This window comes from Cohnella hashimotonis (genome assembly GCF_030014955.1).
Lineage (GTDB): Bacteria > Bacillota > Bacilli > Paenibacillales > Paenibacillaceae > Cohnella > Cohnella hashimotonis.
Genome location: NZ_JAGRPV010000001.1, coordinates 960,045 through 977,691, shown reverse-complemented (window position 1 = coordinate 977,691; position 17,647 = coordinate 960,045). Strand labels below are relative to the sequence as shown.

At 58.2% G+C, this 17,647-nt stretch carries 13 protein-coding genes; 1 reads left to right on the top strand and 12 read right to left on the bottom strand.

Annotated elements, in window-relative coordinates; genetic code table 11:
- Positions 1–61: 61 nt before the first annotated feature.
- The 6 genes from KB449_RS03825 to KB449_RS03800 form a co-directional block, all read right to left on the bottom strand.
- Positions 62–1,849, bottom strand: a complete 1,788-nt coding sequence (locus tag KB449_RS03825; RefSeq protein ID WP_282907100.1) for a sensor histidine kinase — start codon at positions 1,847–1,849, stop codon at positions 62–64.
- A complete protein-coding gene (locus KB449_RS03820; RefSeq protein ID WP_282907099.1) occupies positions 1,846–3,477 on the bottom strand; it encodes a response regulator in 1,632 nt (543 codons plus the stop codon). The genes KB449_RS03825 and KB449_RS03820 overlap by 4 nt, the downstream gene beginning before the upstream one ends.
- A gap of 94 nt (positions 3,478–3,571) precedes the next feature.
- The gene (locus tag KB449_RS03815; RefSeq protein WP_282907098.1) at positions 3,572–3,715 is read right to left on the bottom strand and encodes a hypothetical protein; all 144 of its coding nucleotides are present in this window, start codon (positions 3,713–3,715) and stop codon (positions 3,572–3,574) included.
- A gap of 246 nt (positions 3,716–3,961) precedes the next feature.
- The gene (locus tag KB449_RS03810; protein ID WP_282907097.1) at positions 3,962–5,059 is read right to left on the bottom strand and encodes a GntR family transcriptional regulator; all 1,098 of its coding nucleotides are present in this window, start codon (positions 5,057–5,059) and stop codon (positions 3,962–3,964) included.
- 94 nt (positions 5,060–5,153) lie between these two features.
- Positions 5,154–5,810, bottom strand: a complete 657-nt coding sequence (locus KB449_RS03805) for an HAD family hydrolase (RefSeq protein ID WP_282907096.1) — start codon at positions 5,808–5,810, stop codon at positions 5,154–5,156.
- Positions 5,811–5,956: 146 nt separating this feature from the next.
- Positions 5,957–6,514: a chromate transporter gene (locus KB449_RS03800; protein ID WP_282907095.1), complete on the bottom strand. Its 558-nt coding sequence runs from the start codon at positions 6,512–6,514 to the stop codon at positions 5,957–5,959.
- A 299-nt stretch (positions 6,515–6,813) separates the two neighbouring features.
- Here KB449_RS03800 and map point away from each other — a divergent pair, with 299 nt between their 5' ends.
- A complete protein-coding gene (map, locus tag KB449_RS03795; RefSeq protein WP_282907094.1) occupies positions 6,814–7,563 on the top strand; it encodes a type I methionyl aminopeptidase in 750 nt (249 codons plus the stop codon).
- 81 nt (positions 7,564–7,644) lie between these two features.
- Here map and ltrA read toward each other — a convergent pair whose 3' ends face one another.
- The 6 genes from ltrA to KB449_RS03765 form a co-directional block, all read right to left on the bottom strand.
- Positions 7,645–8,928: a group II intron reverse transcriptase/maturase gene (gene ltrA / locus KB449_RS03790; protein WP_282907093.1), complete on the bottom strand. Its 1,284-nt coding sequence runs from the start codon at positions 8,926–8,928 to the stop codon at positions 7,645–7,647.
- Positions 8,929–9,686: 758 nt separating this feature from the next.
- Positions 9,687–10,547 carry a VOC family protein gene (locus KB449_RS03785; RefSeq protein WP_282907092.1) on the bottom strand — a complete coding sequence of 287 codons (861 nt, stop codon included), beginning with the start codon at positions 10,545–10,547 and terminating at the stop codon, positions 9,687–9,689.
- A 474-nt stretch (positions 10,548–11,021) separates the two neighbouring features.
- On the bottom strand, positions 11,022–11,603 hold the full coding sequence (locus KB449_RS03780; RefSeq protein WP_282907091.1) for a TetR/AcrR family transcriptional regulator: 582 nt from the start codon (positions 11,601–11,603) through the stop codon (positions 11,022–11,024).
- Complete coding sequence (locus KB449_RS03775; protein ID WP_282912729.1) at positions 11,581–12,339, bottom strand: MBL fold metallo-hydrolase; 759 nt, start codon at positions 12,337–12,339, stop codon at positions 11,581–11,583. The genes KB449_RS03780 and KB449_RS03775 overlap by 23 nt, the downstream gene beginning before the upstream one ends.
- A gap of 270 nt (positions 12,340–12,609) precedes the next feature.
- Complete coding sequence (locus tag KB449_RS03770) at positions 12,610–12,951, bottom strand: hypothetical protein (protein ID WP_282907090.1); 342 nt, start codon at positions 12,949–12,951, stop codon at positions 12,610–12,612.
- Between the two features lie 79 nt (positions 12,952–13,030).
- Positions 13,031–17,602 carry a carbohydrate-binding protein gene (locus KB449_RS03765; protein ID WP_282907089.1) on the bottom strand — a complete coding sequence of 1,524 codons (4,572 nt, stop codon included), beginning with the start codon at positions 17,600–17,602 and terminating at the stop codon, positions 13,031–13,033.
- Between the last annotated feature and the right edge of the window lie 45 nt (positions 17,603–17,647).

Sequence of the window (17,647 nt, the reverse complement as noted above, 5' to 3'; positions counted from 1 at the left end):
CAATGAAAGCGAATACAGAACGTAAAACACCGATTGGGAGATGCAGAAGAACGACAAGCGCTTAGCTGTCTTCGACCCCGCCGGCGGCAGGCAGCGTGACGATAACGGACGTTCCGCTCTCTCCGCTGTTCACGCTTACGCCGCAGCCTTCGCCATAGACGAGCGCGATCCGCTTCTTCACGTTGGACAATCCGTACCCCGGCTTCAGCCGACCCAGCTCCTCGTTGCGGTTGATTTTCGCTACGATATCCGCCTGGATGCCGATCCCGTTGTCGAAGACGACAAATACGACCTTGCCGTCCGCCGTGCCATATCCTTCAATTCGCAGCAGCCCTTGCCGCTTCGACGGCCTGATGCCGTGCACGACCGCGTTCTCGACGATCGGCTGCAGCAGCAAATGAAGCGCGGGAACGTCCAGCAGCTCGGGCGCTACGTCGATCTCGACCGCAAAGGACATGTTATAGGTGAACTGCAAAATTTGCGTGTATTCCCGGATCATCTCAAGCTCCTGGCCGAACGTCGTCTCGCCGCCGCCTTTGTTCAAAAAGCGCTTGAAAAAGCGAATCAGGCTTTCCGTCACGCGCTGGATATCCGCCGTCCCGGCCTGCTTCGCCCTCCACTGAATGGTCGCCAGCGTATTGTAGAGCAGGTGCGGGTTGATCTGAAGCTGCAGCAGGTCGATCTGAAGCGTCGTCTTCTGCCGCTCCAACCGGACCCGCTCCTCCGTCATGTCGTTCAGCGAAGTGATCAGCCTGTTAAATGCGCCGTCGAGCTGTCCGATCTCGTCCTTGCCCGCGATGACGGAGAGCGGCTCCAGTCCGTACTCCTTCACGCGATTCATCTTGTTCGTAATCTTGATCAGTCTGCGCGTCGTCAGATGAGAGATGAACACCGTCGCGCCCAGACAGAGCAGCACGCTGACGATCAGGATCGTCGCCGTCGTCAGCGCGATTCCCCGCAGCGAGTCTGTCACGACATGATAGGGCACGACCGAGGTGAGCTGCCAGCCCGTGATGCGGGATTCCGAAGCGGCGACCAAATAGTCGCCGTCCTGCAAACGGATTCGATCTACCTCGCTGCCTGCCGTCCGCATGCGTTGCAGAACCGCTTCGATCTCCCCCGCTGGCATATCCGGGCGACTGGCGCCGATGCTGTTTCCGTCCGCATCGAACAGCAGCAGCGCCGCCTCCGAGTTTTCGTTGTTTTCCTCCAGCAGTTTTTTCAGCTTGACCTCGGGGATCATAATGGTCAGAATGCCCAGCTCCTCAAGCGTCCGGAACGACTTCAGCGTATGGCTGACCGAGATATAGCGCTCGCCGTTCTCCTCGTACAGTCCCCGCCATATAATCTGACTTGGCGCGGCGCGCAGCGCTCGAACCCAGGATTCGCCATGGACGGCGGTCAAATCGCGAATGATGCCCGTGTCCCTCGGCAGCGACGGGTTGTCGGAATAAATAATGACATTGATCAGCTCGTTGCCCTCGGTGAAAATCTCCGTGGACGAATAGGTCATGTCCAGCAGCACGGGCTCGAGCACGCTGTATATCCGGTTGCGGTAAGCGTCGTACAGCGACGAGAAATCGTCGTACCTGGACGCCAGCGTCTCCTGAAAGCTGGAATTGGCAAATACGATCTCCGTCTTGCGCTGATAGGAATCGAGATTGTAATCGACGAGGGCTGCCGTCTGCTTCAGGTTTTGCAGGAGAAGCATCGTCTCCGTCCGTTCGATCCGGCTCTCCGCGATTCGGTAGTTGATCCATCCGCCGAGCAGCACGACAACCGCGATCAGCAGCGTAAAGGTAAGGACAAGCTTGCTCCTCAGCGTCAAATCCCTGAACCAGGCCTTCATAGGCTTCCCGGCCCCCGTGTCTTTTCCCGGTATTCCTTGGGCGTCAGCCCGGTAAGCTGCTTGAACACGCTGCGAAAATACGTCTCCTGCCCGTAGCCGACCATGCGGGCGATCTCGTACATTTTGGCGGGCGATTCCCGGAGCAGTTTCTGTGCCGCCTTGATGCGTACGTGCGTCAAGTATTCCAGGATCGTCTGTCCCGTCTCCTGCTTGAATACGTAATTCAAATAATTCGGGCTGTAGTGAAGGCTGTCGGATATCGTCTTAATCGTAAGCGGCTCGTCATAGCGAGACTCCATCAGCCGCTTGGCTTCTCGCACGACGGCGCCGGACTTGTGCTCGCACTGCGCCTCCATCCACCGGGCCGACGCGTCCAGGAAGGCGATCAGCCACTGCCGGATATCCGCGATCGTCTCCAGCTTCAGCAGCCGCTCCCACTGGAATTCGGGCGCTGCGCCGCTCTGCGCCAGATCCAGATTGCGTTCGCTGAGCAGCAGCTGGACGCAGGAGACGATGCCGAGACATAGCCCGCGAACGGCATGCGCGCCGCGCACGCCGCCATCGGCAAGCAGCCTGTCGGCGAATCGCTCCGCCTCTCCGCTTAGCAGCGCCCGGTTCACCTCGTCCATCATCCCTTGGGACAGGCGTCCGCCGCTTTCGTCCGTTTCGCCGCTCTGTTCGACTTCGTCCGCGCTGATCAGCTGCCCGTGACCAAGCCGGAACTTGTGCGACAGCGCCTGCGAAGCCTGCCGGTAGCCTTCCGCCAGCCGGGCCAGTCCGCATACCGGACTGCCAATGCCGATCGTCAGGCTGAGCCCCGCTTCGGCCGCCTCCTGCCAGATCCGCTCGGCCGCGGCGAATGCCCGATCCGACGTCGAGGCTGCGTCCTCTTCCGCCTGGCTGTCGAACAGGCCAACGCCCCAGCGCAAGCCCTCCGCTTTGCAGATCAGACAGCCCGGACGATCCGCCACCGCTCTTTTCACGATGTCCGATACGCGCAGCAGCAGCAGCTCCCGCTCCGCCACGGGCGCTTCGTCGAAGCGGGCGCCCGGATCGTCCAGCTCTACCGCCAGCACCGCATAGGGACCGGTCGGCACGGGCAAGGAGAAGAAGCGCAGCTGCGCTTCGATCTTCTCGTCGTCGCCGCCGAGCCCCGCGAACCAGCTGCGCACAAAGCGTTCCTTTAACAATGGCATGCTTGCCTGCAAGGCTTCCTCCAACTGGGCACGCTCGTCAACCTCGCGCATTTTGCGCTTCTTGTCTTCGACGATTCGCTGCAGGGCGCCTACGAGCTCCTCGTCTACAATCGGCTTCAACACAAATGAAAACGCATTCAAATCTATCGCTTTTTTGGCATATTCGAACTTCTCGTAGTAGGTGAAAAAAATAATGTCGACCCCGGGACGACGACGGCGCAGCTCCTCGGCGAACTCGATCCCGTTCATAAAAGGCATCTCGATGTCCGTCAGCACGAAATCAGGCGCTTCCCTCTCGATCATCGCGAGCGCCTCCAGCCCGTCGCACGCTTCTCCGGCAACCTCCAATTCGAGTCCCGACGCCGAGATCAGCTCTTTGACCGTCTCCCGCTCGACGAAGAAGTCGTCGACGATAAGCAGCTTGAACTTCATCTTTTATCATCTCGCAATCCTGGTAGTCTAAAAAAGCCGCCCGGTCCCGAAGGACCGAGCCGGCTCCATTTTTTAACCTGCTCCATTTTTTATCCTATGGAAGCATCGCCTGACACGGATAGACGTCCGTGCCGTTGCTCTCAGCGAGCAGGCGGAACGACCGGCCGGTGTCCTGGACCCGGCCGAACGTATCCGTATCGCAGACGATAACCCATTTCAAAATTGTAAGCGATTGCATAAATCTTCCTCAGTTCGTCCGCGCAGGGCCCCCGCCACAACGTGATTTCTCCTGAATTGTTGTGTACGGCTAATGTCCAAAGCATGTCTTCCGCATTCCTGCACATGGCCACCGTTCCGTCTTGCGCCTCCCTTTCCCGTGCTCTTCTCATTTTAGAGAAGCGCACAACGGTCCGACCAGCATGCAATGCAACGATCGGGGATCGTGAAAGAACGGAGCTTGAAGAAGGCCCGCAGCCGATCCGCATTAACGAACCGAAGGCCCGGCCGTTGATTCGCGCACGATCAGCTGAGGCTTGTAGATATGGCCGCCACGGCCGACTGCGTCCTTGTCCAGCATCGTCACGAGCAGATTCGCGGCAAGCTCGCCTAGCTCGGCCTTCGGATGGGAGACCGTCGTCAGCTTCACCTCTGTGGCGGTCGCAAGGAACGAGTCGTCGTAGCCGACGATGGACAGATCCTCGGGGACCCGCAGCCCCGCCTCGCGGATGACATCCAGCAGCGATACGGCCAGTTGGTCGTTGTAGCAGACGATCGCGGTCGGCGGCTCCGGCCGCGAGAGCAGCTCGCGCAGCGCCTCGTGCGGCCGCGATGCGCGGTTTTCCGTCCGGTAGCGCACGAGCAGTTCGGGCGGTACGGACAAGCGGCGTTCGCGATGCGCCTGGACGAAGCCCTTCATCCGCTGCACGCCCTGCAGGTCGTCCGTCTTGAACAGTCCGGCGATCGCCCGATGTCCCGCCGCGAGCAGATGCTCCGTTGCCAGGAAGCCGCCGGCTTCGTCGTCCACCTTCACGCAGGGCCAGTCCAGATCCGGATACTGCTCGTTGATCATCAGCATCGGAATGCCATGGTATTCCAGCGCCATAAACGTCTCGTAATTCGGGTTGCCCTCCGCGCTTTTCGTCGGCTCTACGATGAGTCCGCACACGCCCTGCGTCAGCATCGTCTCCAGGCTCTCCCGCTCCTTCTCCTTGCTGCCCTCCGTGCTTGACAGCAGCAGCCGGTAGCCTTTCTCCTTAAGCGCAGCCTCGACGCCACGCACAATGGAAGGGAAAATATAATCGGAAATATGCGTCGTGATCAAGCCGACCATCCGATTGGCGCCGGGTCCTCTGCGGTCGCCCTGGAGCTTCGCCACGAACGTGCCCTTGCCCTGTTCGCGGGACAGCCAGCCTTCGCTGACCAACTCGCCGATCGACTGCCTGACCGTCTGGCGGCTTAAGCCGAACTGCTCGGCCAGCTCGTTCTCGGACGGCAGCTTGTCTCCCGGACGGTATTTGCCCCCGGCGATCCAGGAGACGATCTCTTCCTTTAACCGCTGATACTTGGGGTATTGCGGATTCAACCCGTTCACCTCGCGCAAAACGTATAGCAGCTATTATAACACAGCGACGCACTTGTACGTACAATCAAAGTCGCAGCCGCTTGTGGTTGGCCGTTCAGCCGTTCCACCGCGCAACGAGCATCTCGAGCTTTTGCCCGTCCAGCGTCGGCACGACGAGATCCGCTTCGGAAAAGTCGAGCCCCGCCGTCATGGCATTCGGTACGGCGATGCCGTACAAGCCGGCGGCCTTGGCGGCTCTCAGCCCGTTCAGCGAATCCTCGATGGCGACCGCTTCGCCCGGCTCCACGCCTAGCGAACGAACGGCCAGCCGGTACAGCGCCGGATCCGGCTTCACCTTTTCCACGTCGTCCGCCGTATGGATCGCGTCAAAATGCCTACGAAGATCGAGTCGCTCCAGATGCGGTTCGATCCATGCGCGGTAAGAGCTCGTGGCGAGCCCGACCGCGAGCCCGAGCCGCTTCGCTTCTTCGAGCGCGTCGAGGATACCCGGCAGCAGCGGCACCTGGTGCACCATCCCGGCGTACAGCTCTCCGAACCGGGCGTCGAGCCATCCGCGATCGATAGTCTCTCCCGTAAATGCGGACAGCTCCGCGTATGCGTCAAAACCGTGAAGCGTGCCGATCGCGCCTGCCCATTTATCCATCGGCAGCTCGTGTCCCCGCTCTCTGAATACGCCGTTCATCGCTTCGTAGGTTACGGTTTCCGTATCCAGTATCGTTCCGTCAAAATCGAACACGACAGCCTTGATCATCGTTATTTCCAGCTCCTCTTCTAATCCCTTAGACGGCTCAGCCTGCGACAAAGCGCTCCGGCCAATGCCGGAGCGCTCCGCGGTTTCCTATCGGAATGGATGAGTCGGCTCGAACCGCCGTTCGTCTCTAGTCTCGGCAAATCTCCTCAGCCTGCGTTTTCCCGCATGAAAAAGGCTCCGATGACCAGCGCGCCGAGAATGCCCCACACCGCATTGATCTTGAGATACTGTACCATGATAAAGTAAATCCCAGCAAGCGCGAACGGCAGAAAGACGACCGGTCCGCCGCTGCGCTGAAACGCGAACTTGGCGAAGTCGTAGGCAAGCATCGCGAGCATGACGAAGATGACCGGCTGCACGCCCTTGATCATTCCTTTGATATACGGATTGCCTTGCAGCTTGTGCATTAAACCGACAAGCAGCACCATAAGCAAAGCCGTCGGCAGGACGACGGCCGTCACGGCCATGAGCGCGCCGAGCCAGCCTGCGACCTTGAATCCGATATAAGCCGCCAGCTTGGTGGCGATCGGACCGGGCAGCGCGTTGCCGAAAGCGAGCGCCTTGCCGAAATCCTCGTTTCCCATCCATTGATACCGGTTCACGACTTCGTTCTGATACAAAGGAATTATCGAAGGTCCTCCGCCGTAGCCGAGCATCGTCGATCTCCCGAATGCGACAAACAAATCCACCAGCTGCTTGATCATGCCGTTCCTCCGTTCTTCCCCCAGATGCCGGATTGACCGGCTATCTTAAGGCGCTCATTTGGCCTCTATTGTAGTAAACGGCAAGTGAACGGCGCTACGTCTCAAGGACATCGTTGTTCGCAGGGCTGAAACGAGCGCCCGAATTCGGAACGCGATACAATGATCGGGCTGCAGGCGTCTTTCGTACAATGCGAGCACCACTCCCCTCTCCCCCGCATACTTTGCCTATAGCGGGCGAATTGACGCCTTAATGTCAAAAGGTGTATCGTGACCGTAGAGAAGAGAGGAGCCTGTAAGCCATGGTGACGCTGAAATCTCCTCAGGAGATCGAGCATATCAGAGCGGCGGGAGCGGTCGTAGCCGCTTGTCACAAAGAAATCCGCAAGATGATCCGTCCGGGCGTGACGACGTGGCAGATCGAAGAGCTCGTGGAGGATGTCATGGCCAGCTACGGCGCCAGGCCGTTCACGAAGACCTACAAGGACTACAAATTCGCCACCTGCGCCTCTGTCAATGATGTAATCGCCCACGGCTTTCCCAACCATACGCCGCTTAAAAACGGGGATATCGTGAAGATCGATACGGTTGCGGAGTTGAACGGCTGGCTCGGAGATTCGGCATGGACATACGCGGTCGGCGATGTGTCGCCGACCGCCGAGAAGCTCATGCGCGTGACGAAGGAATGTCTTGATATCGGCATCCGGCACGCCGTTATCGGCAACCGGATCGGCGACGCGATGTACCCGCTGCACAAGCATGCGCAAGCAAACGGTTTTTCCTGTGTCCGGGAATTGGCCGCGCATGGCATCGGAAGAGAGCTGCACGAAGAGCCGAACTTCATTCACGTCGGCATCCCCGGCAGAGGCTTCCGCTTCAAAGAAGGCATGGTTATCACGATCGAACCGATGATCAACGAGGGAACCTGGCGCATGACGATCGACGAAGACGGCTGGACCGCGCGCACCATGGACGGCAAGCTGTCCGCGCAGTTCGAGCACACGATCGCGATCACCAAGGACGGCCCTGTTATTCTCACTTCGCAAGACTGAAAATCGAGTAGGCCCATGCGCAATTGCATGGGCCTCTCACAGATCCGGACATGCGGGTCGACGCATCCGGCTCCTCCGTGCTTATCCCCGTTGGGGACGCAGTTCTTGGCTTCGCTCAAGCAAACTGCATAGTCCGATTTCGGCAAACCATTCGTTTGGCATTGCGTATTGGGCATAGGTGGAATGCGAGCTCCGCCAGGCCGTCATTCGGAGTCCGGGCATATCTTTATTGTCCCATCCCCGTCTCCTCATTTCCCGGTGGAGTTTGCGAATTTTCTTCCAACTCCTTAGTTGCACGGCCCGTATTCGTCTTCGAATCCAGGCATCCAGTCCTCGGAATCGGCTCAACACATCTCCCGTCCCAAAGTAGTTCCCCCATCCCCGCAAGTATGGGTTTAGTCGCTTCTTCACGATCTGCTCGACCTTCACCGTCTGGTTTCTTCGCGTGATCTCCTTCACCCGTTCTTTGAATCGCTTCATCGCTTTTTCCGACGGCACCATCCGTTTTCCCGGCTTGAACGCATGACCCAGGAATACGAATGTTTCCTTGTAGCTGTTTACGATTTTCGTTTTCTCCGGGTGTATGATAAGTCCCATCTCGCGTTCCAGCAGTCCCACGACCGAATTCAGTACACGCTCAGCGCCTTTTGCCGTTTTGCAACAGATGACGAAGTCGTCTGCATATCGCGTCATTCGGTGTCCGCGCGCCGTCATCGCTTCGTCCAGCGGATGCAGATAGATGTTCGCTAAAAGCGGACTAATCACCCCGCCCTGCGGCGTCCCCGTCTCGTTCAGGTGGAAGCTGCCGCCTTCCATGATCCCGGCCTTCAGGAAGCTCTCCAGCAACCGCAGTACACTGCCGTCCACGATGGTCTCTCTCACCTTTTCAATGAGCTTCTCATGCGGGATGGTGTCAAAGTATGACTTCAGGTCGGCGTCGATCACGTACCGGTAGCCTGCTTCCAGATCCTTGCGGATGTTGGCCAGCGCCATATGCGCGCTTCTTCCCGGCCGGAATCCATAGCTGCAGTCCTTGAACTGCGCTTCGAATAGGGGTTCTATGATACGCCTTGCCGCCGCTTGCACGACTCGGTCTTCCACGGTAGGAATGCCCAGCGGTCTTTGCGTCCCGTCAGCTTTCGGGATATACACGCGTTTTACCGGCTTAGACCGGTAAGTCTTGTTTCGCAGCGCCAGCTGAAGCCCCTCTAGATTAGGCTCCAGCTTCGATTCGTATGCCTTTACGGTCACGCGATCGATCCCTGCCGCTCCGCGGTTTCGCTTGACCTCCCGGAACGCTTCCTCCAGGTTTGGCTTCGCCCAAATCTTGTCGATGAGGCTGTACCATTTGCGTTTGCTTGGCACTTCAGCTCCTACGTGTGCGTGTTTGTCTTGCCTTGGTCCCTCCATGCTCGTTCTCCTTCCCTTCCCGTTCCTCGGCTCGTAGCCTTGCGGCAATCTCCGTGTCCCGGTCGGTACTCGCCCCAGACGGCTTCTCCTTTTGTTCATTCCCCGGATCTACGCACATCTTAGCTCCCCGGCTCCTGCCTGGCGCATGGTTTCCCTCATTCACGCTTCTTTCACGGTTCCGGGCTTCACACGTGTCCCCGCCTTTTGAGTCGGGGCACGCATCGGCGACCTGACGCCGATTCACCTACCTTTGCGGCCTTTCCGGCAGGCTTTCTCGCTACTATCCCTTCTTCTGACTGCCCACCGTCCGTACCTTCCTTCTTGATCCTCACGATCTTGAACTCTGATACCGCTACAAAAAAAACTTTCTGCGCGGAGACGATGGGCTCTCCTTGGGTCACGTCAACCGGCTTTCCCCCGAATCCAGTCCTCTTAACTTACGGAGCCTATGGATGGTATAGGACTACCCTTCTTTTGCAGGGTTATCCGGCTCCGTCAGCCAACTTGGTGTATGCCGCCTGTTCCGGGTTTTGCCTTGGCATCCTCCGCACCGTCCCTTGCGGGCCCCGGCACTACGCCTCTGCTATGTACTTCCGCCACCTCGCGGCGTACGCGGGACTTTCACCCGTTAGTCGGTTGCGCTGCCAAGCGCACAAAAAGCCTTCGGCTACCGGGTTCGGTAGAGCCGAAGGCTTTTTATTATTGGAGCCGCGTTAGGCGCGCACCGTCAGCAGCACGCGATTCGACGAAGGATCGGCGACGAGGTAGCCGTCCTCGAACTGCTCCGACGGGATGCCCTGCTCGCCAACCGCAGTCAGGATGCGCGCGAGCTCTGCGGTGTCCGGCAGCCGGACCGTGAAGAAGATCAGCCCTGGCGCGTTCGCGGGAGGCGGCGGTGCGCCCACGCCCGCCCATGTATTCAGGCCGACATGGTGATGATAGCCGCCTGCGGATACGAACAAAGCCTGGCCGCCGTAGTTGGCCGCAATATCGAAGCCGAGCATATCGACATAAAATCGCTTGGCCTCCTGAAGATCCCTCACATGCAGATGCACATGCCCCATCACGGTACCGGCGGGCAGTCCCGTCCATGGCTTGTCGCCGGCCAGGGCAAGCAAACCCTCGATATCGACCGGATCCGTCGCCATCGCGACTTCGCCTTGCGGGGTATAAGTCCAGTTTTCCCGCGGACGGTCGGCGTATACTTCGATGCCGTTGTCGTCCGGATCGTTCAGGTAGATCGCCTCGCTGACGAGGTGATCCCCTTGCCCGATCGGGACCCGGCGTTGGAGGAAGTTGCGCACCGCAAGTCCGAGTGCCTCCCGCGTCGGCACGAGGATCGCGAAGTGGTAGAGGCCCGTGCGCCTGCGAGGCGCCGGAACCGCGCCTTCGGACAACTGTTCAAGCTGGAGCAGCGCGGCTGGCCCGCCTGCGCCCAGTCGAGCCGTCTCGCCCTCGCGTGAGATCAGCTGGAGGCCGATGATCTCTTCATAGAACCGGATGGATCGATCAAGTTCGGCCACCTTTAAATGCACGGTACCGAGGTCCGTATCGGGATGGATGGAACGCGTCATAAGGACCGTCCTCTCTACCATTTTATAAAGTAAATTACTTTTGGTAAGTACCACTTTATCCGATTCGGCACTGGCTGTCAAGCCGCGCAGGTATGACGGCTTCAGGGCGCTGCCGCACGAGTCTCGCTGCGTTTGAACGATATCCCCTCCAGTCAGGAGAGGCGAGGCGGGGGGTCTTCGTTACGTTTTAACAGTATCCCCTTACGTCAGGAACCCGGCACACAGGTCTTCGTCACGTTTTAACAGTATCCCCATGAATCAGGAACGGCTTCCTCATTTAGAATGCCCACGCATCGGAGCGACTGAACGACATAGGCAGGACGTGGATAAGGCTATAGGATCGCGGATAAAGGTGTGCCTGAGCCGTTTTCCTGTTCGAAGGGGATATTGTTAAAACGGTAAAAACGAAGCTTTTTCGTTTGGGCCGGGCGGCCCCTCCGTCACCTCAGCCCGTTCAAGCGCACTTGTTCAATCTCAAGTCTCTCCCTGCACTCTCAACGCTTTGATGCCGGCAATGAACGTATCCACCAGCAGGCGAAACGTGACGTCCAGATCCAGCGGCATGCCGAAGCCGCCTTGACGCTCGATCGAGACGAAGCCGTGCAGGACGCTGCGGATGCCGCGCACGGCGTGGATAGCTGCGTCCCCGCTTAGGCCGTAGGTTTCGATGACGCGGACGACGAGAGAGACGACCTGGCCGCCGGCTTCGCTCAGCTCGCGGTCTTCGGGATCCGGAGCCCGCTGTACCGCTTCGTACAAGCCCGGATGTTGGCGAGCGAAGTCGAGGTAAGCCACGCTAAAATCGTGCAAGACTTCGTCGCCGCAAGCTTCGGGAAGCACGGCTTCAAAACGGGCCGCCATCTTGGAGAGACCGGACAGCGCCAGCTCCCGCCGCAAATCGGGCAAGCCCTTCACGTGATTATAAAGCGAAGGCGAGCGGATTTTTAGCTTCTGCGCGAGGGACGACAGCGTCACGGACTCCAGGCCGTACTCGTCGGCCATCTCCGTGGCAGCCTGCAGCAGCGTCGCCCGGTCAAGACCGATTCGCGGTGACATGGCTGGCCCCTCCTGTTCCTTGCGCTCCAAGGCTACGCTCCGCGGCGTGCACCGCAGCGGTCATCGCCTCGAGCGGATCCGTGACTATCCGGCCGTGTCCGACCCCGAGCAGCGTCGGCTTCAGTCCGACGAGCCGCTTGGCCGAACGGAGCGCTTCGGCAGGACTCCAGGTCGCCATCGCCGGAAACGGGAACAGCGGCTGCATCTTCCCGGACACGGCCATACCGCCGCGCTCCTGGAAGGCGTCTCCCGCGATCAAAGTGCCCGTGCGCGTATCCAGAAAAGACATCGAGCCGGGCGTGTGGCCGGGCGTCGCTACCGCGAGCAGCGAGCCTACGCGGTCGCCGTCGGCGAGGAGCGTGTCGGGCCGGGTAAGAATGGCCCCCGGCTTCGGCACGCCGCCCCGGATGGGAGATTGGATCTCGCTCGGATCCAGCGTCTTGTCTCCGGCGAGCAGTCTGGCATCCCGCGCGGAGATCAGCACCTCGGCATCGGGCAGCGCCGACTTCAGCCGATCGAGCGCGCCGATATGGTCGCCGTGCGCATGCGTCAGCAGGATGCGGCGGATCGGCTTGCCGATGCGGGCCGCGGCGTCGATAATGCCTTTGGCGCTGTAAGGCAGCGCCGCGTCGATCAACGTCAGGCCGTCCCGCTCCTCCACGAAGTATGCATTAACCGGGAAAAACCGCGGCATAAAGGATAGTTGGTGCACGTTCGTACGCGTCGTTATTCGGATGTTTTGAACCTCCGCTTTGGTAAACTAATGTTATTAGTTTTAATATAACTAACTGCATTAGTTTTAGCAAGCCCATTTTTGTGCCTTCCCGCCCTCAAAAAGTACAACGACAAGAAAATCTACTTATTAGCTTCTACTTGACACGTAAACAACGAAAAGAAACGGCGTCATATAAATAAAAAAGTCGCATCCAATGCGACTTAAATGGCGAGTATTATTTGACCCTAGGTATCCTTGAGTTTCTCTGCAACCGATAAGTCTAAATGTGGTTTAGTTACTTCCATGCAAATAGTCATCATATGAATTAAATCCAATCCAAAATTGTTGAATAAGTGCTGTAGACTCCTCTACTTTCTGTTTGCCTTTCTTGTATGTTGCATTATCTATTTTGCTTTTAGAAATGGCTTGGCTGATAAGGGTATACCCTTCCAACTGCAAGGAAGAAGCCTTTATGTAGGACTTATGATAAGCACTTATTTCTTTATTGTTGACCTGAACCTTTTTAAGTTCTGCCAGGAATTTTGTGGCGTTTGGAACAATCAATTTTGTAAATGATTCTGCCGCCTGCTTCCTATTTTTGGTTGTGACTGTGCTGTATTGTTCATAGGTCAAAAGTGCTTTTGCCTCGCTGCCAAAGAAAAAAGCAGCCCGAAGGCTGCTCTCTTTGCTGTAGTCGGTCCGTCCGCGGCACTTACTGGACGAGGCTGACGCTGTCGATGAACACGGTATTGTCGTTGTTCGTCATTCCCTTGAACTGGATCGTATGCGTACCCGCGGCTGCCGCGACCGCATCGGTATAAAAGTCAACGTAAGCCAGCGACGAAGGCGTATAGGTCCCGATCAGCGTGTTGTCGAAGTAGACGTTGACCGTCTGCGTGCTCCCGGTGCGGCGGGCCATCTTGAAGTGCAGCTTGTATACGCCGGCCGTATCGAACACGACCGGCTGGGCGATCGTGCCCGGCCCCTGGATGAACGCCGCTTGAACGCCGTCCGGCGCATCCGGCGCGCTCCAGATGCTGCCGTTGCGCTGCACGCCGGCAGAGCCATTAAACGTCCAGCGGTCCGTCAGCGGTCCGTACCTTGTGTTTTCGGCCGATCCGAGCAGCTCGAACTCTCCCTTGGCTACGGTCGGCATATTATAGCTGACGAGCGTGCTGTACAATGCGTTGTACGGCCCCTCCGGCCTGACGTCGGAATGGCCCTCGGAAGCCGTCGTAAAGGTTTTGCGGATCGCGTTCAGCCACCCGAAGCCGAACAGGCTGCTCGGACTGATGCTGTGCCCCTCTCCGAATTCCGTGAAGTTGTCGAACAGCGTCATTTTCCGGGCCAGCGAGCCGGTGCCTTTGTTGAATCCACTTTGCGTAAAATAAGAATCCCGCACCCATTTCAGATGATCCTCGTACTGCGACGGCGTATTGATCTGTACATATACGCCGCTGTAATCCGGGTACCAGTAGCGGGAATCCCAGGAGACCCCCGGCGAGGCGATTGCATCGATGCCGGCGTTTTTGGCCTGGGTCGTCCAGTTGTTCATTTGCGAGTTGTTGTACAGATTGGAGTAGGCGTAAATGTAGTCGAACCCGGCGTCCCGCAGATCGTCCAGCGCCGCCGCGGATCCGTCCCCGATATGCCCGTCGCCCCCGCCGTTCGGCCGCTGTTCTGCGATAAACGTCGCCCCGGCAAAGCCTTCGGCGGTCAAGGCCTGCTTGATCTCGTTCAGCAGACCGGCGACCGCCCCGGGGGAGCCGAGCTGGGCGATGAGGGAACCCGAATCGTAGACCAGAATGACCGGCTTGTTGTCGTCCAGCAGGTAGGCGGGGTTCTTAAAGTACATTTCGATCCAGAACGGCAGCAGATTGTTCATGATCTCGTCATGCAGCGGGATCGGATCGACCGGATTCAGATTGTCGATCGCGACATTGCCGGTGTCTCCTGAATCGTATTGCAGCTTGAGTGTATTGACGCCCGCAGCAAGCGTGACGTCGACGGTGACCATGCCCCATTTATCCCCGCTGCCTGCGGTCGTAACCGGGAAGCTTATCTGCCCCGTTTTCGCTCCGTTCACGTACAAACTTAACGAGCGCGCGCCGGCTTGCGCGTTTTCATACCGAATGTTCAGCTTCCGCGCGCCGCCCGCTCCGCCGCTCACGGCATACGAGGCCGCATTGTTCAAGCCGGCAAAGCCGACGAAGCCCCAGCCCTTATACCCTTGCCGATTCGTCAGAAGCTGCGCGCCGCCGGTCAGCGTGCCACCCTCCGCTTCGTAGTTGTCGCCCGCCTGCAACAGCTCGCCCATCGTCATCGCGAACTTCAGCTTGTCCTTATAGGCAGACTGCTTGATCAGCGTATCCATGAAGCTCGTGCCGCGCGGCGTAAATACCGGGTTCGCAAAGTCGAACGCGTCCGCGTAAAAAAACGGAGCGACAAAATCGATGCCGTGCTCGGCCATAAACTTAACCTGCCAGTCGACCGCCTCTTTGTTCATATCGTCGTAATAGCCCAAATATGGCGTCTTGTCCGAGGTACCGTAGCCGATCATCATCCGGTTCAGCACCGTGCCGAGCCCGTTCCACTGCTGAATCCCGGTCCAGCCAGTCGTGCTGGCCGTCTTGTCCACGTAAGGAACCGTTGACGGATAATAGTGCGCCACTCGCACCGTCCTCAGCTTCAGAACGCCCTGATTTTGCGGCGAAGTGCCCGTCTCGAAGCGGTCGATCGTGGTGACGGCATTCCGCAGCCCGACGCTCCCCGACTTGTCCTGCCCGTTCACATAAAAGGTCGCTTTGCCGCCGAACAAATCGACCCGCACGATCAGGTTATACCATACATTGGACTTATAATTGGCCCACAGCGTATGCGCGGCGCCTGCCGCATCGACGTAGGCGAGATTGCCGCCGCCGGTCACGATTTGCACCGCGTCCGTCGTACCGCTCTTCAGCTTGAAGCTTACGCCGTCCTGCTTGGTCGGCAGCATAAAATCTGTCTCGTATTCTACGACGCCATGCGCGGCCGGGAAGTTGCCGCCGACCGTGACATTGTTCGAGGCCGAATTATCCGTCAGCACGAGTCCGTTCCGGGACGCGTTGACCAGTTGTACGAGCGCGGTGCCCCCGCCGACGCCGGTCGTTAGTCCCGTCGGCCCCGTATTCGGCCGGTCGCCGAAGAAATCGTTATATAGATAACCGATTTTATAAATCCGGTTTTTACCGTACAGCTTCACCTTTCCGCTCACCGAGGTGCCCGTGTAGACACTGTCGATGCTGCGTGAGGGTACATTTTCGAACGACAGATTCGTCCCGACCTGCTGGCCGTTGAGCCACACATTGTAGGTATGGTTATCCAGATTCGCGACGACCTTCGCCATATACCATTGATAAGGCGTAATCTGGGCGAGCGTGTTGGCGGGATAGCTGCTGAAGTAGCCGTTGTTTTCCATCACGAATCCGATGATTCGCGTATTGCCGTCCATCAGGCGCCATTCGGTGCCATTGGCGGACGGGTTGTCCATTGCGAACAGGAAGTCCCATTCCAGCAAGCCGCTCTTTTGCGGGGCGATGCTTCGCGACACTGAGCTTTTTGCCGAATCGGACACATCGTCAATCTTAAAGGGCGTCAGCTCCCCGTTATAACGGGTGAAGCCCTTATCTAGCGTCACGGGATTCCATACCGTGTCCTTCTGGTATTTCCCCTGCACGGGTCCCCCGGTCTGATCGATCGTTCCGCCGGCCGTGTCTTCCACCGTATAGTCCAAAAAGCCTTCCCGAACCTGGCCGTTCTGCGCGGACGTATCCCCGTCGGCAACCACGGCGATTCGCGTAATCTGGGAGCTGCCGCTCGGTTGCAGACTCGACGGATCGATCCGGAGCTGCTTGATCGTGCCCCGCCAGTATTGATTTTGATTCAGCCCGATCGTGTACGTCGTATAGCCGCCGTCCATCTCATTGATAATGAAGGTTTGCGACTTGCGCTCGTCAAAATCGGGATCGTCCGTCGTGGTCCAATAGAGCTGCCCCACATTGCAGTAGGTGTTGTTTTTTAGCGTAATTTTGACGTATTTCAGCAGGCTGGCGTTAACGTTTAGATTGTTGGGAGAAAAGATTTTCGTGTCCGCCGTCGTGTTCGTCACGGTCAGCGCGCCGCCCGTAGCGGACAGCGAATCGTCCGAGGTCCAGCCGGCCGTGCCGCTGCCGAATGTGTACGCGAGGTCGGATGGATTGATCGTATCGAGGATGACATAGTCGACCTCCTCGACGCCCGAGGCGACGCCGCGCTCCGGATCGAGCCGAAGCTGGCGAACTGTCCCGCCGCCTGTCCAGGCTGCCGTCTGGCTAAGGTCGACCACATATTCCGTGAATTCCGAGTCGTTTGGATTGATCGTGAACGAGGCCGACTTGGCTTCATTAAAGCTCGGATCGGCGACGGTATTCCAATACATTTTGCCGGAGGTCGCCGCGGAACGGTTTTTCATTTTGATGCGAATATATTTGACGGCTGTCGGATCGAACAGCAGCCAGTCCGGCGAATATACATACGGTGCGGTGTTCGTGTTCGCGATCGTCATGATGCCGCGAGTCGCGCTCACAGTCGCGCCGCCGTAGCCGCCGGTGACGCCCCACCCGTTCATATCGTAGTCGAAGTTATACGTCAGCACACCCGGATTCAGGTTTTCAGTATCGAGCTTGATGTAGTCGATATAGACGTTGCCGCTGCTGACGCCGATCTCCGGCTTGATCATCAGCTGCTTGATCGTGCCGCTCCAGGAGGCTGTCTGGCTGAGATCGATCACGTATTCGTAATAGCTGACATCGTTCCCGCGGATCGTAAACGCTTTCGATTTGGCCGCGTTCCAGGTCGTATCCGCCGTCGTCGTCCATGAGATGCTCGCACTCTCGGTCGGATTCGGATTCATCATGCGGATGCGGATGTATTTGTAGATCGAGGCGTTCAATTGCAGCTGGTCTTCGCTGTAAAACTGCGGATTGGCGCCCGAGATCGCCAGCTTGAGCGCATGATTGTCGAGCGACGGCGTGAGCTGGGTCCAGCCGTTCCAGCCTTGATAGCGGTCGTTCGGATCGTAATAATAAGAAGTCGGCGCGGTCGAATTATAAAAATCGTACACAATCGCCTCGTTTTTGTTGGAGCCGTACTTGGATGCCGATGCGTTGACGTTGCTTTGCTGCGCGTACCCGGCCGGCGCTCCCGCCAGCGCCAACAACGCTGCAATCAAAACGATGAGTCCCCTTCTCGTTTTTTTTTCGATCATTCGGGTATCCCTCCCATAATTTCGAACGTCGTCAAACTCACTTGT

Bases quoted from the DNA above. Each gene is read 5' to 3' on its own strand.
- KB449_RS03825 (WP_282907100.1), bottom strand. From the start codon at position 1,849: ATGAAGGCCTGGTTCAGGGATTTGACGCTGAGGAGCAAGCTTGTCCTT.
- KB449_RS03820 (WP_282907099.1), bottom strand. From the start codon at position 3,477: ATGAAGTTCAAGCTGCTTATCGTCGACGACTTCTTCGTCGAGCGGGAG.
- KB449_RS03815 (WP_282907098.1), bottom strand. From the start codon at position 3,715: ATGCAATCGCTTACAATTTTGAAATGGGTTATCGTCTGCGATACGGAT.
- KB449_RS03805 (WP_282907096.1), bottom strand. From the start codon at position 5,810: ATGATCAAGGCTGTCGTGTTCGATTTTGACGGAACGATACTGGATACG.
- KB449_RS03800 (WP_282907095.1), bottom strand. From the start codon at position 6,514: ATGATCAAGCAGCTGGTGGATTTGTTTGTCGCATTCGGGAGATCGACG.
- map (WP_282907094.1), top strand. From the start codon at position 6,814: ATGGTGACGCTGAAATCTCCTCAGGAGATCGAGCATATCAGAGCGGCG.
- KB449_RS03785 (WP_282907092.1), bottom strand. From the start codon at position 10,547: ATGACGCGTTCCATCCATCCCGATACGGACCTCGGTACCGTGCATTTA.
- KB449_RS03780 (WP_282907091.1), bottom strand. From the start codon at position 11,603: ATGTCACCGCGAATCGGTCTTGACCGGGCGACGCTGCTGCAGGCTGCC.
- KB449_RS03765 (WP_282907089.1), bottom strand. From the start codon at position 17,602: ATGATCGAAAAAAAAACGAGAAGGGGACTCATCGTTTTGATTGCAGCG.